Source organism: Paenarthrobacter sp. E2MeOHC11 (assembly GCF_058744955.1).
Map to the genome: position 1 here is coordinate 2,357,541 of NZ_CP196673.1, position 15,136 is coordinate 2,372,676.

At 64.1% G+C, this 15,136-nt stretch carries 13 protein-coding genes; 11 read left to right on the forward strand and 2 right to left on the reverse strand.

Going from position 1 to position 15,136, the window contains the following annotated elements:
- The first annotated feature begins 5 nt into the window (after nt 1–5).
- Nucleotides 6–293, forward strand: a complete 288-nt coding sequence (locus tag ACSSVG_RS11005) for a MoaD/ThiS family protein (protein ID WP_159707990.1) — start codon at nt 6–8, stop codon at nt 291–293.
- Between the two features lie 23 nt (nt 294–316).
- Here ACSSVG_RS11005 and ACSSVG_RS11010 read toward each other — a convergent pair whose 3' ends face one another.
- Nucleotides 317–553 (reverse strand): hypothetical protein, encoded by a 237-nt coding sequence (locus ACSSVG_RS11010; protein WP_089597727.1) that lies wholly within the window; start codon nt 551–553, stop codon nt 317–319.
- Nucleotides 554–782: 229 nt separating this feature from the next.
- Between ACSSVG_RS11010 and ACSSVG_RS11015 the strand changes: the two genes are divergently transcribed.
- Both ACSSVG_RS11015 and ACSSVG_RS11020 read left to right on the forward strand, forming a co-directional pair.
- On the forward strand, nt 783–3,506 hold the full coding sequence (locus ACSSVG_RS11015) for an FG-GAP-like repeat-containing protein (RefSeq protein WP_492418894.1): 2,724 nt from the start codon (nt 783–785) through the stop codon (nt 3,504–3,506).
- A gap of 110 nt (nt 3,507–3,616) precedes the next feature.
- A complete protein-coding gene (locus ACSSVG_RS11020; protein ID WP_492418896.1) occupies nt 3,617–5,500 on the forward strand; it encodes an S-layer homology domain-containing protein in 1,884 nt (627 codons plus the stop codon).
- A 140-nt stretch (nt 5,501–5,640) separates the two neighbouring features.
- Here the strand turns inward: ACSSVG_RS11020 and ACSSVG_RS11025 are convergent, their stop codons facing one another.
- The gene (locus ACSSVG_RS11025) at nt 5,641–6,978 is read right to left on the reverse strand and encodes an MFS transporter (RefSeq protein ID WP_231340353.1); all 1,338 of its coding nucleotides are present in this window, start codon (nt 6,976–6,978) and stop codon (nt 5,641–5,643) included.
- A gap of 203 nt (nt 6,979–7,181) precedes the next feature.
- On the opposite strand from ACSSVG_RS11025, the gene ACSSVG_RS11030 reads away from it, so the two are divergent.
- The 8 genes from ACSSVG_RS11030 (at nt 7,182) to pcaC (ending at nt 15,120) form a co-directional block, all read left to right on the forward strand.
- Complete coding sequence (locus tag ACSSVG_RS11030) at nt 7,182–7,952, forward strand: IclR family transcriptional regulator (RefSeq protein ID WP_231340354.1); 771 nt, start codon at nt 7,182–7,184, stop codon at nt 7,950–7,952.
- A gap of 204 nt (nt 7,953–8,156) precedes the next feature.
- Nucleotides 8,157–9,071 carry a shikimate dehydrogenase gene (locus ACSSVG_RS11035; RefSeq protein ID WP_492418899.1) on the forward strand — a complete coding sequence of 305 codons (915 nt, stop codon included), beginning with the start codon at nt 8,157–8,159 and terminating at the stop codon, nt 9,069–9,071.
- A complete protein-coding gene (locus tag ACSSVG_RS11040; protein ID WP_492418901.1) occupies nt 9,071–10,945 on the forward strand; it encodes a bifunctional sugar phosphate isomerase/epimerase/4-hydroxyphenylpyruvate dioxygenase family protein in 1,875 nt (624 codons plus the stop codon). The genes ACSSVG_RS11035 and ACSSVG_RS11040 overlap by 1 nt, the downstream gene beginning before the upstream one ends.
- 53 nt (nt 10,946–10,998) lie before the next feature.
- Nucleotides 10,999–11,868, forward strand: coding sequence for a protocatechuate 3,4-dioxygenase subunit beta (gene pcaH / locus ACSSVG_RS11045; RefSeq protein WP_231340357.1), 870 nt, complete (start codon nt 10,999–11,001; stop codon nt 11,866–11,868).
- A 4-nt stretch (nt 11,869–11,872) separates the two neighbouring features.
- The gene (gene pcaG / locus ACSSVG_RS11050) at nt 11,873–12,466 is read left to right on the forward strand and encodes a protocatechuate 3,4-dioxygenase subunit alpha (protein ID WP_231340358.1); all 594 of its coding nucleotides are present in this window, start codon (nt 11,873–11,875) and stop codon (nt 12,464–12,466) included.
- Nucleotides 12,463–13,881, forward strand: a complete 1,419-nt coding sequence (locus ACSSVG_RS11055; protein ID WP_492418904.1) for a lyase family protein — start codon at nt 12,463–12,465, stop codon at nt 13,879–13,881. The genes pcaG and ACSSVG_RS11055 overlap by 4 nt, the downstream gene beginning before the upstream one ends.
- Complete coding sequence (locus ACSSVG_RS11060; RefSeq protein ID WP_492418906.1) at nt 13,874–14,677, forward strand: alpha/beta fold hydrolase; 804 nt, start codon at nt 13,874–13,876, stop codon at nt 14,675–14,677. The genes ACSSVG_RS11055 and ACSSVG_RS11060 overlap by 8 nt, the downstream gene beginning before the upstream one ends.
- Entirely contained in the window at nt 14,674–15,120 is a 447-nt protein-coding gene (gene pcaC / locus ACSSVG_RS11065) for a 4-carboxymuconolactone decarboxylase (RefSeq protein ID WP_231340361.1), read from the forward strand. The genes ACSSVG_RS11060 and pcaC overlap by 4 nt, the downstream gene beginning before the upstream one ends.
- Nucleotides 15,121–15,136: the final 16 nt, after the last annotated feature.

Below are 15,136 nucleotides of genomic sequence, written 5' to 3' on the forward strand. Positions count from 1 at the left end.
GCGTTGTGGCTGACTTTACGGTCCTGTTGCCTGGTGTCCTGCAGCCGCTCGTCGGCGGACAGTCCTATCTGACTGCGTCCGCCGACGGGGCTGTGACCGTGGGACAGTTGCTGGATTCTGTGACCGGAGATTATCCGGTGCTGGCCAGGCGTTTGCGTGATGAAACCGGGGCGCTCCGCCGTTTCGTGAATATTTACGTGAACGGTGATGAGGTCCGGCGTCTGAAGGGTCTTGATACGGAGGTCGCGGCCGGCCAGGAGGTCCTGATTGTCCAGTCCGTGGCCGGTGGCTGAGTGGGTTTTGGGGTCAAGCCGGTTCAGGCGACGCGCCAAACACTGCATTCGTCGGTATTGATGGCCTTCCTCATACCTGAGGCGTGATCCATGATCCAGACGACGCCGATTCCCGGCGCGGTTTCCTGGACCTGTCCGCGGCGGATGACCACGTCATCGTAGGCGGGTCCCACGGACAGGCGGGCTTCGATCTCGTCTCCACGGTGGAGCTGGCTGATCGCGCGTATACGTGTTGTGTGTGTTGTGACTTCCTTCAACATTGTGGCCTCCTGGGCTGGAGCTTGTGCCTGCACTTGCCGGCTATTCCAGTGTGGCGGGCCAATGTTGCCACGGTATTTCGGGGCGGTTAGGGTCCGGTTAGCATTCCGGGTTGCTTGCATTTCCGGTGGCCCCGCCCCGCCTTCCGGGTGCACTGCGGCCGCGGCTGTAGCCTGATCTCGGTTCCTGAGACTCACAGGAACCAACAGGCTCCATCCCCGGGGAGATTCAATGGGTGTTTTGCGGCGATCGATCGCGTTGTCTACAGGCCTGGTGGTGTTTGCCGCGGGCCTGTTTTTCGTCCAGGCGCCGGCCACGGCCGTTCCCTTGCCGGGGCCGGACAATCCGAACGTCCAGTTCGTGGAAGGAACACCGCACTCGGAGCATACGTTCGAGACGCCTCCCGTCGACAACGCACCCAAGGGACAGGCCGACGTCGACTCCCTCCTCCGCGACGGGGCGCTGGCCGCCGGTCCGGGCGGAGATATCCGCGTCCGCCTGGTGACGGCCAAGCTGGCGGACAACACCAACCCGGTTTCGATGGCGGGTGCCGAGCAGGCCGTGGCTGCGACCAGCAGCTACTGGAAAGCGATGACGGCCAACAAGCTGTCCATGTCCGTTGCCAGCAAGGTGGCCGGGCACCAGTCCAAGGCGAAGTCCACGGACAGTTACAGCACCATCATGTCCACCATCACCAGCGAGCTGAAGTGGTCCGCGAGCCCTTACACGGCGTTGGTGATCTTCGTTCCCACGGCCACGCTGTCCGGGAATGCGCTGGGCGCCGGCTACAGCAGCGGCAGCTACAGTGGTCGCGTCCTGATGCCGCAGATCAGCAACTTCTCCAACAATGTGATGAGCCACGAATTCGGTCACGTGATCGGCTTGATGCACGCCGATGCGCTGCAGTGCCGCAGCGGTGCTTCCGACGTTGGGGTGGACAGCAACGGGCGTTTCACCGACTCTTCCTGCTACATCCGCGAGTACGGCGACACCACGGACATCATGGGTGCAGCGCAGTACGCCTCGCCCGTGGTGAGTTCCACGCTGTGGGACTTCGCCGGGCTGGGACGCGGCGACGAAATCCGAGACGTGGGCGTTGCCGCGGGGGTCAAGAGCTACACCCTCAAGCCATGGGGCGGCACTGAGGCGCAGCGGGCCATCAAGTTCACGGATCCCATCAGCCGCGAGGTCTATTACCTGGAACTTCGGCAACCGGTGGGCTACGACAACTACCTCTCGGCATCGACGCAGAGCGGTAACAAGGGCGTCAAAATCGTCCAGCGCGGCGGGGCCACCATTGCCTCGTCACTGATCCTCATGCCGTCGACCGTTCCGTTCACTGAGCCCTACTACGCAAAGAACCACGCGTGGCAGGCCGGCAGCACGTTCACCACCTACACGGGTACCAAGGTGACCATCAATTCCGTCTCGTCGACCTCGGCGACGGTCACCATCAACGCCGATCCCAAGCTCAAGACGCGAATGCGGTTCTCAGCAGGTGATTTCGACGGCGACAAACTCGCCGATGTCATTTCCCGCGAAGCCGACGGCTCCTTGCTTCTTTTCGCGGGCCTGCCCGGGAACCGCCTGGAGGATTCGGTGCGGATCGGCTCCGGCTGGGATATTTTCAACGCAGTGCTGGGCACTTCCGATTTCACTGGGGATGGCTTTGCGGACATTCTGGCACGCAGCAGCGACGGTGCCCTGTGGCTCTACCCGGGCAACGGGAAGGGCGGATTCCTGCCCAGAAGCCAGGTTGGCATCGGATGGCAGGGCTTCACCCAGTTAGTAGCTCCGGGTGACTTCAACGGCGATGGTCGCGCGGACGTGATCGCCTCCGATACGGACGGTCGCCTGTGGCTCTACCCGGGCAACGGCTCGGGTGGTTTCCTTGCCAGGGTGCTGGCCGGCCAGGGCTGGGATTCGTTCAACAGCCTCGCCCCTGCCGGTTCCTTCGGTGGCGGGTCCGGCGGGCTCCTTGCCCGCGCTGCTGACGGCACGCTCTATGTCTACCCCGGCGATGGTGGGGGCGGCTTCCTGCCGCGTGCCGCCGTCGGAAGTGGTTGGAACGGCGCCGGCGACATCGTCGGCGGGCAGGACCTGACGGGCGATCAGCGTGCTGACGTCCTCGCGGGTGCGTCCATGATCCTGTACCCGGGTGACGGTGCCGGCTTCGCGGACCGCCTGGCAATTGGAACCGGCTGGAACCAATTCAGCCAAGTGTGGGAGGCGGGGGATTTCGACGGCGATGCTGTCGCTGACGTCCTGGCGCGTGGCACCAATGGCGTCCTGTGGCTCTACCCAGGCAACGGGTCGGGTGGCTTCCTGCCGCGCGTGCAGCTCGGGACGGGCTGGAACGTCTTCACGGCGGTACTCAGTGCCGGGGATTTCGACGGCGATAAGCACCCGGATCTCGTGGCGAGGGCCTCCGATGGGACGCTGTGGCTTTATCCAACCGACGGGAAGGGACAATTCCTGGCCCGCAAGCAGATCGGGACGGGCTGGCAAGGGTTCACAGAACTGCTGGCACCCGGCGATTTTTCGGGTGATGGCCGCGCCGATATTTTGGCGAGGGCCGCTGACGGCAGCATGTGGTTGTACCCGGGCAACGGTGCGGGCGGATTCCAGCCGTGGCGACAGATCGGTACCGGCTGGAACATCTTCAATGCGGTGATGCAGGGCAGCGACTTCAACGGCGATGGCAGGGAAGACGTGCTGGCTCGGGGGACTGACGGCGCACTTTGGCTCTACCCGGGCAACGGCAGCGGAGGTTTCCTCGCCCGGCAGTACCTGGGCTCGGGCTGGAACATGTTCACCACCTTCGCGGCCATCGGCAACGCGTTTACCGGTACAGGCGATCCGTCCCTGGTGGGCGTCGCAGGGGACGGGACGTTGTTGATGTACTCCGGGACGGGCCGGGGCGCGTTCAAACCGGTGGCGCTGAACCCGCGGTAGCTATCTGTCGTAGCTGAGACACGGATTCCATTTCTGTCGGAGGCGAACGTTAGCATTGCCGTATTCGCTGCGATGAGGACGGCGATCCACTCTTGATCTTGGGGGAATCCGTGTCTTTTTTGAGGATCCGGCGTTGGCGTGTGGCTGTCCTGGCGATGATGGCAACACTGCTTGCTTCGTTGGTGTTGGGAATGGTTCCGGCGCACGCCATTGGCTCGGGCCAAAGGACGGTTCCGGCGGAGACGGATACGCTCAGCAGCACGACGGGCGGTTCGATCAGCGGAACCATTTCCGTCCGTTCGGGAGTGGACCTGGGCGAGGTGGCCGTTTGGGCCATCAATCTCTATAACCCGTCCTCCACCGTTCCGATGGGAACGGTGAACCGCGATGGTACGTACACAATTCCTGGCGTGCCGGCGGGGGAGTACAAGATCTATTTCCATTCCAGCCAGGCCGCGTGGTTTCCCGAGGAAATCTACGGCGGCTCAAACTTCGACACCTTTGTTCCCGTGCTGGTCAATGAGGGGCAGCCTGTCACCGGAATTGACCTGCGTATGGGTGGCGGCCGGATCCAAGGCAGGGTCGACATGCCCTTCCACGTCGACACGAATACGGTGAAAGTGGAGGCCATCGACGCCTCGGGCGGTGTCGCAGCATCCGAATACCCAGACTCCACCGGCAACTATGATCTCCGGGGCCTCCCCAGCGGAGACTACAAAATTCGAGTCACCGGGGGTGTCCTGCCCGCTTGGTATGGCGGTGGCGCGTCTTTCGCTGAAGCAGAAACTGTCTCCATCACAGGGGAACAGGACGTCTGGAACGCCACGATGACCGCTGACGCAGGAGCCAGCATCAGCGGGTATGTGGACGGGCCTTGGCCTTCGGCTGGAACCATAAGCCACCAGATTTCCGTGTGGGACCTGGACGGAAACGTCGTGAAGGAGATCATCGTAGGCCAGACCGGAACAAGCTACACGGTCAGTGGCCTGGCGCCGGGACAATACAAGCTCGGTTTGGACATCTTCACGGGGCGGAGGGCTTTCGAGGGGCAGTTCTACAGCGGAGTCCTTGAGCATGAGGGTGCTGACGCCGCGCAGGTCATCACACTCGCCGGAAATGAGGAAAAGACACGATTCGACTTCACTGCCACCAATGGTGGAACCATTACAGGGACGCTCCGCGACCAGCAAGCCCATCCTTTGCCGTTCTCGGTAGTAGAGGCTTACACGCGCGATAGTTCGCTAAGCACCCGAAAGGCTGTCACGGATGCCCAAGGACGCTACGAGATCACCGGGCTGACTACGGGTTCGTACCGTCTCCGGGGCAACACCACCAACGTCCGGTTGGCCGGCACCACCTTCTCCGGAAATGTGGCTGAAGAGCCGGAAGCGAAGGAGATTGCCGTGACCAGCGGCGCGCAGACAAGTGCCGACCTTACCTACTGGTCGCCCACGCGGTTCGCGGACATCGTTGAGGGGCAGCAGTTCGACCACCAGATCAGCTGGATGGCATCCACTGGTATCTCCAAGGGTTGGCCTGACGCTACGTACCGCCCCTTCCTTCCTGTGAACCGTGATGCCATGGCGGCGTTCCTTTATCGACTGGCAGGGCAACCCGCCTTCTCGCCCCCGGCTTCGTCGCCGTTCGTGGACGTTCCGACCACCAGCCAGTTCTACAAGGAAATTGCTTGGCTGGCGTCAACCAAGATCTCGGGTGGCTGGCCGGACCAGACGTTCCGGCCTTTGCAGCCTGTCAACCGGGATGCCATGGCCGCGTTCCTGTACCGCTTCTCCAAGGTCACGGACTTCGTTCCGCCAGCCGCTTCCCCGTTCGTGGATGTCCCGGCCAACGCCCAGTTCTACAAGGAGATCGCGTGGTTGGCGTCCACGGAGATCAGTACCGGCTGGGATGACCGCACTTTCCGGCCCCTGACGCCCGTCAATCGTGATGCCATGGCCGCCTTCATGTACAGGTTCAACGCGCAGGACAGTTAGACGCTCCTCTCAGGTGGCGCGGCGCGCTCCGTCCCAGTTGTCTCGGCCTGTCGCGTCTCAGGCACAGCGAAAAGCCCGGAATGTCAGGTGACATCCCGGGCTTTCCGTGCTCCAGACCAGACAAAGCGGGAGCGTCAGACTTAGGCGTGCTGGGCTTGCTTGTGAAGGCCGAGCTCTGCGGTGGGTGTCTTTGCGGACTCGCGGGCCGTCATCGCTGAGACGGCTGCGATCACACAGATGACTGCGGTGAAGATGGAGATCTGAACCCATCCGCCGGGCTTGGTTCCGCCCAGCGCGGTGACGATGGCCGGGGCGAAGCCTGCCATGAGGAAGCCGAGCTGCGTGCCGATGGCCAGACCGGAGAAGCGGACCTTGGTGCTGAACATTTCACCGTAGAAGGACGGCCATACTGCGTTTGCTGCGGCGTATCCGAAGGAGAAGAACACCACGGAGACGAGGAACATGAGCGGCACCATGCCCGACTCGAGGGTCAGCAGGAACACCGGAGTCATGATGGCGCTGGCGAAGGCTCCGTAGATGAAGACGGGCTTCCGGCCGATCTTGTCCGCGAGCATGCCGAACAGGGGCTGGGTTCCCAGGGCAACAACGTTTGCTGCGACCACCAGCCAGAGCGTGATGGTGCTGTTGACGCCGGCAACATCCTGGGCGTACTTGATGGCCAGGGTTCCAAAGACAGTGCTGACTGCGGCGATGAAGGCGCAGCAGACCACGCGGAGAACATCGCGCCAGTGCAGCCGCAGGAGATCGGCAACGGGGAGCTTGGAGATCTCATTGTTCTTCTTGGCTTCCGCGAAGGCCGGCGGCTCGTGGAGGGTGCGGCGGATGAAGAAGGCCACCAGGACAACCACTGCGCTGAGCCAGAACGGAATGCGCCAGCCGATGCCGTACTTGATCTCATCCGGCAGTGCCACCACAGGGATGAACACCAGTGCCGCCAGGATTTGGCCACCCTGGGTGCCGGTAAGGGTCCAGGAGGTGAAGAAGGAGCGGCGGTTGTCCGGGGCGTGTTCAAGGGTCATGGAGGAAGCGCCGGCTTGCTCGCCGGCCGCGGAAAGACCTTGGCAAAGACGGGCAAGGACCAGCAGGACGGGCGCCCACCAGCCAATGGTCTTGAAGTCCGGGAGGCAGCCGATGACGAACGTGGCTGCGCCCATCAGGACCAGCGTGAACATCAGGACCTTCTGCCGGCCAATACGGTCGCCGAAGTGACCCAGAATCACGGCACCGACGGGCCGGGCAACATAGGCGAAGCCGAAGGTTGCGAAGGACATGATGGCCGCGTTGGCGTCGGCCGATGGGAAGAAGACGTGGGGGAAGATCAGGGCCGCGGCAGAACCGAAGATGAAGAAGTCGTAGTACTCGACGGCGCTGCCAAGGAAGCTGGCAAGCGCGGCTTTCTTGGGTGTTCCGGTGGTTGTTTCAGTGCCTGGCGTCGCTGACGGCATTGTTTGGCTCATGGGAGGTTCCTTCTGTGACGACGATGTCGCGGATCTAGCTTCAAAGGGAAGACCAGAACGAGGTGCGGCCGGATCATCCCGAAAGTAACCACATGGTGAGAGCTACTTGTGCAATACAGCAATACTGGCTGTGAGTGGGGTCACTTGTCAAGAGATGTCACCACCATCTAGAAATAGCTCTCACTATGTGAGAGCATCGAGCTATGAGTGTGAAAGAGGACACAAAGACCGACATGGTCGGCAAAGCCCTAAGCCTTTTGGTACTTCTGGGCAATGAACCGCGGGGTGCAAGTGCGGCTGACCTGGCCAGGAGCGCCAGCCTGCCGTTCAGCACCACCTATCGCCTGCTGGGCTCGCTGACGCGCGACGGCTTTGTGGATTACGAGCCTGATGGCCGCCGCTACCACCTGGGATTGCGCGTGTTCCAGCTCGGTCAGAGGGTTTCCAATCATCACGGTTTCGCCGCCACTGCCTTGCCGGTCCTGCAGCGCGTTACCGAGCGCACGCATGAGGCCACCATCCTGTCCGTCCGCGACGGCAACCATCATCTGACGGTCAATAAGGTGGATGGCCCCAAGACCTTCCGCGTCACCAGCGATCCCGGCCATCTGGGTGCACTGCACACGACGTCGGTAGGCAAGGCCATTGTGGCGTTCGAAGAAGAGATCGAGCGGAAGCGCCTCCTGGAGGAGCTGCCCCTGGATCCACTCACGGAACATTCCATCACTGACCGCGACGCGTTCCGGGCGGAGATCGAGCAGGTACGCCGGCAGGGCTACGCGGTGATGGATGAGGAGAACGAGATTGGCATGCGTGCTGTTGCTGTGCCGGTTCTGAACTCCCAGGGCCACGCCTTCGCCTCCGTGGCCGTCGCTGTGCCCGTCTTCCGCCTGACCCTGGAGGAACTCATCGCCCACGTTCCCACTCTGCAGGAGGCTGCGGCGGAACTCGCGGCCCGCCTGCCCCAGCGCTGACCCAACTGAGTCGCAGTTAAAGCCGTTTTAGGGCCTCATAACGCCTTGAGCTGCGACTTGAGAGGGTGCGCTCCCAGCAAATGTTCGCGATAAGAACATGCGTGCGGAATATGAACACTTGTAGTAATCTAAATAACACCCGGTCAGGCGGCGCCCCAGAAAAGCGCAAGAAGCCCGCGGTGCTGAAGTCAAAGGAGCTTTAGGATGAGCAACCGAGCCGAGTCCGTTCTGGTGGGCCTCATAGGCGAAGGCGTCATGCCCTCGCTCACGCCGCCCATGCACGAACGTGAAGCCGATGTGCAGGGCCTTCGCTTGCTGTACCGCCCCATCGACCTGTTGGAACTCGCGTTGCCGGCCACCGCCGTCGGTGATCTCCTGACCGCAGCACAGCGCATGGGCTTCAACGGCCTGAACATCACCCACCCGTGCAAGCAGCTGGTGCTTGGGCACCTTGATGAAATTTCCGACGACGCCCGTCGCCTGGGTGCCGTCAATACGGTCCTCATCCAGGACGGTCGGCTGATCGGCCACAACACGGACTTCTCCGGCTTCGGCGCGGCGCTCGCCACAGGGCTGCCGGCCGCGAAGCTGGACCGCGTGGTCCAGCTCGGTGCAGGCGGTGCCGGCTCCGCCGTTGCGTACGCGCTGCTCAAGGCCGGCGTCAGCACGCTGGACCTCGTGGACATGGATCCCGCCCGCGCCGCAGAACGTGCCTCCGAACTCGGCGGGCTCTTCCCGGAAGCCACCGTCACGCCGCGGAGCACCAACGAGCTGAGCCAGGTCATGCCCCTCGCCGACGGCCTGGTGCACTGCACTCCCATCGGCATGGCGGCCCACCCGGGTCTTCCCTTGGACATCGAACAGCTGGAACCGCGCCACTGGGTGGCCGACATCGTCTACCGCCCCATCGAAACGCAACTGGTCCGCGAAGCACGCGCCAAGGGCTGCGATGTCCTGGACGGTGGTCGCATGGCAGTCGGCCAGGCGGCGGATGCCTTCCAGCTCATCACCGGGCGCGAAGCCAACCGCGAACGCATGCGGGCGCACTTCCTGGAACTGATCGCCGTGGAAGACGCCGCGGCCGCGCTGGCCCCCGAGCTGACGAAGGCGGGCCACTGATGCGCACCGGAATCGCCACGGTCTGCCTGTCCGGCACGCTGAAGGAGAAGATGCAGGCCTGCGCGATTGCGGGATTCGACGGCATCGAGATCTTCGAGCAAGACCTCGTCACGTCCCCGCACAGTCCGGAGGAAGTCCGGAGCATGGCTGCAGATCTTGGCTTGGGCCTTGATCTTTACCAGCCGTTCCGGGATTTCGACGGCGTCACTCCGGACCTGCTGAAGGCCAACCTTCGCCGGGCGGAGGCCAAGTTCAAGCTCATGTCCCGCCTGGGCATGGACACCATCCTGGTGTGCTCCAACGTAGCCACGGCAACAATCGACGACGACGAACTCCGCGCTTCCCAGCTGGCCGAACTCGCCGGGCTGGCCGGGGATCACGGCGTCAAGGTCGCCTACGAAGCGCTGGCCTGGGGCAAGTACGTCAACGACTACGAGCACGCGTACCGCCTGGTGGAAATGGTGGACCACCCCAACCTGGGCACGTGCCTGGACTCCTTCCACATCCTGTCCCGCGACTGGGACACTGCGCCCATTGAGGACATCAACGCGGAGAAGATCTTCTTCGTCCAGGTTGCAGACGCCCCCAAGCTCTCCATGGACGTGCTGTCCTGGAGCCGCCACTACCGCGTGTTCCCGGGCGAAGGCCAGTTCGAGCTCGCCAAGTTCATGGGCCACGTGGTCCGCGCGGGGTATACGGGCCCGGTGTCCCTGGAAGTCTTCAATGACGTTTTCCGGCAGTCCGACACCGAACGCACCGCCGTGGACGCCATGCGCTCCCTGATCTGGCTGGAGGAGCAGAGCGCCAAATGGCTCGCAAGCACCTCCAGTGAAACCGCCGCCGGCAACGGTAGCTCGTCCCGCCGTCGTTATCCCATGGAACTGGCCACGCTGCCCAAGGTGAACGAACCCGCCGGCTTCAACTTCGCCGAAGTCAAGGCTGACGACACCGCGCAGCTCGAGAAGCTCCTGGGCCAGCTCGGGTTCGGCTTCGAGGGCCGCCACCGCACCAAGGATGTCCAGCTGTGGACCATGGGCCAGGCCCGCGTGATCATCAACGAACAAGCGGCCTCGCATTCGGAACCGGCTATCGCCGCTTTGGGGTTCGACGTCGACTCTCCCGTGATTGCCTCCGCTCGCGCCCAGCAACTCAAGGCGCCCGTGGTGGCCCGCAAAGTCCAGGCAGACGAGGAAGTCTTCCAAGGCATCTCAGCCCCGGACTCCACCGAGATCTTCCTCTGCCAGGGCAGCCCGGACGGCACCGCGGCATGGACGCACGAGTTCGGCGAGGGCCTGGAACACTCCGCAGCGCAACGGAACGCGGTCATCGACCACGTCAACCTCGCCCAGCCGTGGCAGCACTTCGATGAAGCCGTCCTCTTCTACACCAGCGCTTTGGCCTTGGAACCGCAGCCGTTCGCGGAGGTTCCCAGCCCCAGCGGACTGGTTCGCTCGCAGGTCATGGAGACAAGCAACGGCGCGGTCAGGCTGGTCCTCAACCTTGCGCCCGCCCAGCAAGCCCAGGAAACAGCTCGCAAAACGTATCAGGAACACATCGCCTTCGCCGTGGACGACCTCGTGGCCACGGCCAGGTCAGCCCGCGACCGTGGCCTTGAGTTCCTGCAGATTCCGGCCAACTATTACGAGGACCTGGACGCCCGGTTCGATCTTGAACCCGGGTTCCTGGGCACCCTCAAGGAGCTCAACCTCCTGTATGACCGGGACGCCAACGGCGAATTCCTCCACTTCTACACCGCCACCGTGGGCAGTGTGTTCTTCGAAATGGTGGAACGTCGGGGCAGCTATGACGGTTATGGGGCGCCCAACGCCCCGGTGCGCCACGCCGTCCAATACGACTCGCTCCACCGGGTGTAACCCCGCCGCCGCCCCGCAAACAAAGAGAACCCATCAACCGAAAGGAGCCGGCCGTGCCGCAAGAACAGACAGCACAGGCGCTTGAATCCGAGGAACTCGTGCCAGCCGCTGAGCCTCACGCCGCGCATGATTCCAAGAAAGTGGAAACCCAGGCGGATCTCAGCGCTGAGATCAAGGGCATCGGGGATCGCTACGCCGAGGCCCTCAAGAACGGCAAAAGTCCCGAGACCATGCCGCGCCTGGACTACGCACCGTACCGCAGCAGCATCCTGCGCCACCCCACCAAGAGCCTGCACCACGCGGACCCGGAGACCATCGAGCTCTACTCACCGGCCTTCGGACACCAGGACGTGCACGCGCTGGAATCGGACTTGACCATCCAGCACAACGGGGAACCGCAGGGCGAGCGGATCATCGTCGCCGGCCGTGTCCTCGATGGCGACGGCCGCCCGGTGGCCGGTCAGCTCGTGGAGATCTGGCAGGCCAACGCATCCGGCCGCTACATCCACAAACGCGATCAGCACCCTGCACCGCTGGACCCGAACTTCACCGGCGTCGGCCGTTGCATCACGGGCGAGGACGGCTCGTACAGCTTCACCACCATCAAGCCCGGCGCGTACCCGTGGAAGAACCACCTGAACGCCTGGCGCCCGGCGCACATCCACTTCTCCATGTTCGGCTCGGAGTTCACACAGCGCATCGTCACCCAGATGTACTTCCCGGGCGACCAGCTCTTCCCGCTGGACCCCATCTACCAGTCGATCGTGGACCAGGACGCCCGCGACCGCCTGGTGGCGCAGTACGACCACGAGCTCACCAGCCCCGAATGGGCCCTCGGCTACAAGTGGGACATCATCCTGACCGGTTCCAAGCGGACCTGGACCGAAAACGAAGCATACGGCGACGCCGGGGACGAGGAGTAAGCGCATGAGCAAGCTGGCACCCACACCGGGCCAGACCGTAGGCCCTTTCTACGGCTACGCCCTTCCCTATGACAAGGACAACGAACTCCTGGCACCGGGCAGCCCCGGAAGCATCCGCCTCCAGGGCACCGTGTATGACGGCGCCGGAAACACCATTCCGGACGCCATCCTCGAGATCTGGCAGCCGGACTCCGAGGGCAACATCGTCCAGCGCACCGGCTCCCTGGTCCGCGACGGCTACACATTCACCGGTTGGGGCCGCGGCGCCGTTGGCAACTCCGGCGTGTACACCTTCACCACGGTCAACCCAGGGCCCACGGCTCCCGGCGCTGCGGCGTTCATCTCGGTAGCCGTCTTCGCCCGCGGCCTCATGAACCGCCTCTTCACCCGCGTGTACCTGCCGGAAAATGAGGAAGCACTGGCCAACGATCCCCTGCTGAGCTCCCTGGATCCGGAGCGCCGCAAGACGTTGATTGCACGCCGTGATGCCGATGGCGGCCTCACCTGGGACATCCGCCTGCAGGGCGGCGACGAGACCGTGTTCCTGGACTTCCAGCAGGACGGTTCGCTCGACATCACTACGGAAAACCAGGCATGACCGACGGCGACTTCGGCCTCCTTAGCCCCGTCTCGGCGTCGCCCGCTGTGGCGGCGCTGACGGGCGACCGTGCCGTGATCGCGGCAATTCTCGACGTCGAAGCCTCCTGGGCTGCCGTCCTCGAGGACGCGGGACTTGTCCCCGCCGGATCCGCCGCCGTGGTGGCCGAAGCCGCCGATGCCGGTTCCTACGACGTTCTTTCGGTAGCGGAGCGCGCCCAAGGCGGCGCCAACCCGGTGATCCCCCTTCTCGGGGATCTCCGGGCCCGCGTGAAGTCCTTGGATTCTGCAGGAATCGCCGGCAGGGCAGTCCACACCTCGCTGACCAGCCAGGACGTCCTGGACTCCGCCCTCATGCTGCTCGCCAGCCGCGCAATTGCTGCGCTGCTGGTCGACGTGAAAGGCACGACGACGGCGCTCGCCGCCTTGGCGGAACAGCATGCGGAGACGCTGTGCGTGGGCAGGAGCCTGACACAGCATGCGCTTCCGTATACCTTCGGGCTCAAGGCTGCGCAGTGGTTCCACGGTGTGGCCGCTGCGGCAGCCCGGTTGGGGTCCCTGGAACTGCCGGTGCAGTGTGGCGGAGCGGGTGGAACGTTGGCTTCGGCGACGAAGCTGACTGCGGGCACTGCCGCCACGGCGTTTACGCTTGCCGATGCATTGGCTGCTCAGCTGGGCCTTGCGCCAGCTCCCGCTCCCTGGCACACCAACCGCCTGGCCGTGACGGCCCTCGGCGATGGGCTCGCTGCCCTGATCGATTCCTGTGGCAAGATCGCCGCCGATCTCCTGTTCCTGAGCCGCCCGGAAATTGCCGAGCTCGGCGAACCGTTGGCTGCCGGCCGCGGAGTTTCCTCGGCCATGCCGCAGAAGCAGAATCCGGTGCTGTCAGTGCTGATCCGCAGTGCCGCATTGCAGGCGCCCGGACTCGCATCCCAGCTCCACCTCGCGGCGGCAACCTTCAACGACGAGCGACCCGACGGTGCCTGGCACAGCGAATGGCCGGCATTGCGCCAGCTGCTCGCCCTGGCATTGGGAGCCGCTGGACATCTTCGCGAGCTCACGGAGGGCCTCAGGGTCTTCCCCGAATCCATGCGCAGGAACCTGGAGATCTCGGGACCGCTGCTGCTCAGCGAGGGTGTGGCGGCCGCCGTCGCTCCGCTCCTGGGCGAGGACGGAAAGCAGAAGCTGCAGGCCGTCGTCGACGAAACCCTGAAGGCGCCCGCTGCGGAACAGTCCCGCATCTACACCAAGTTGCTGCGCGAAACCGTCCCCGCGGACAAACTCACGGACGCCGAACTCGAAGTACTGCTGGATCCCGCGAGCTACCTCGGCGAAGCCCAGGAGATCAGCCGACGGATCCTGGCCGCGTACCCGCAATTCACCGGAACCTCAACGAAGGGAGCCACTCGTGGCTAAGCCAACTGTCAAGGCCGTGCTGCTCTCCCCGCAACGCGAACTGGGAGCGAAGCCGCTCCTGCTGGTGGGCCCGTCGCTGGGCACCTCCACTATTCTCTGGACGGAAACCGCCGCCCTCCTGGGTGACGACTATGACGTCATCGGCTGGGACCTCCCCGGCCACGGCATCTCGCCGACCACCACCGAAGGTTTCGATGTCGCGGAACTGGCTGACGCCGTCGTCGACCTTGTTGACTCTGTCCTCCCGGGCGCGAACTTCCACTACGCGGGCGTCTCGCTGGGCGGGGCCACTGGCCTGCAGCTCGGAATCAAGCACGGCGACCGCCTCCGCAGCCTGTCCGTCCAGTGCAGCGGTGCCAAGCTCGGCACCCCCGAGGGCTGGCTGGAACGCGCCGAAACGGTTCGCACGCTGGGCACGCCTGTGATGATCCAAGGTTCCGCCGAGCGTTGGTTCGGCCCGGGGTTCATGGACCGCCAGCCGGAGATCAGCAGCCGACTCCTGCATGCCCTCCGCGATGCCGACCGCTTTGGTTACTCATTCTGCTGCGAAGCCCTTGCCGCCTTCGACGTCCGCGAGCACCTCGGCAGCATCACCGTGCCCACCCAGGTGATCGCCGGCGTAGCGGACGAGGTAGCGCCGCCGTCGATGGCTGAGGAGACTGCCGCCGCCATCCGCGCCGGCGGTTCCTACGCCGAGGCCGTGGCGCTCGACGGCGTCGGTCACCTCGCGCCCGCAGAGGCGCCCGCCGCAGTAGCGGAACTGATGCGCAACTTCATGAAGGAGAACGGACTGTGAGCCCTGTTTCTGAACACAATGGTGCCGTGCAGCCCGACGCAACTGCGCAGGACATTTACGACGCCGGCATGGTGGTCCGCCGTGAAGTACTGGGCGATGCCCATGTCGACCGGGCCAATGCCAACAAGGATTCCTTCACCGAGGACTACCAGGACATGATCACCAGGATCGCCTGGGGTGGCATCTGGACGCGGCCAGGCCTCAGCCGGCAGATGCGCTCCGCCGTCACCCTCACGGCGCTGGTGGCGCACGGTCACTGGGAGGAGCTCGCCATGCACGTCAGGGCTGCCCTCAACAACGGCCTGGGCAGGGACGAAATCAAGGAGATCCTGCTGCAGACCGCTATCTATTGCAGTGTTCCGTCGGCCAACTCGGCCTTCAAGACGGCCCAGAAAGTATTCGCCGAGATCGACGCGGCTTCCCCCTCCAACGAACCCAACTGATTTCCTCCCTAGTTGG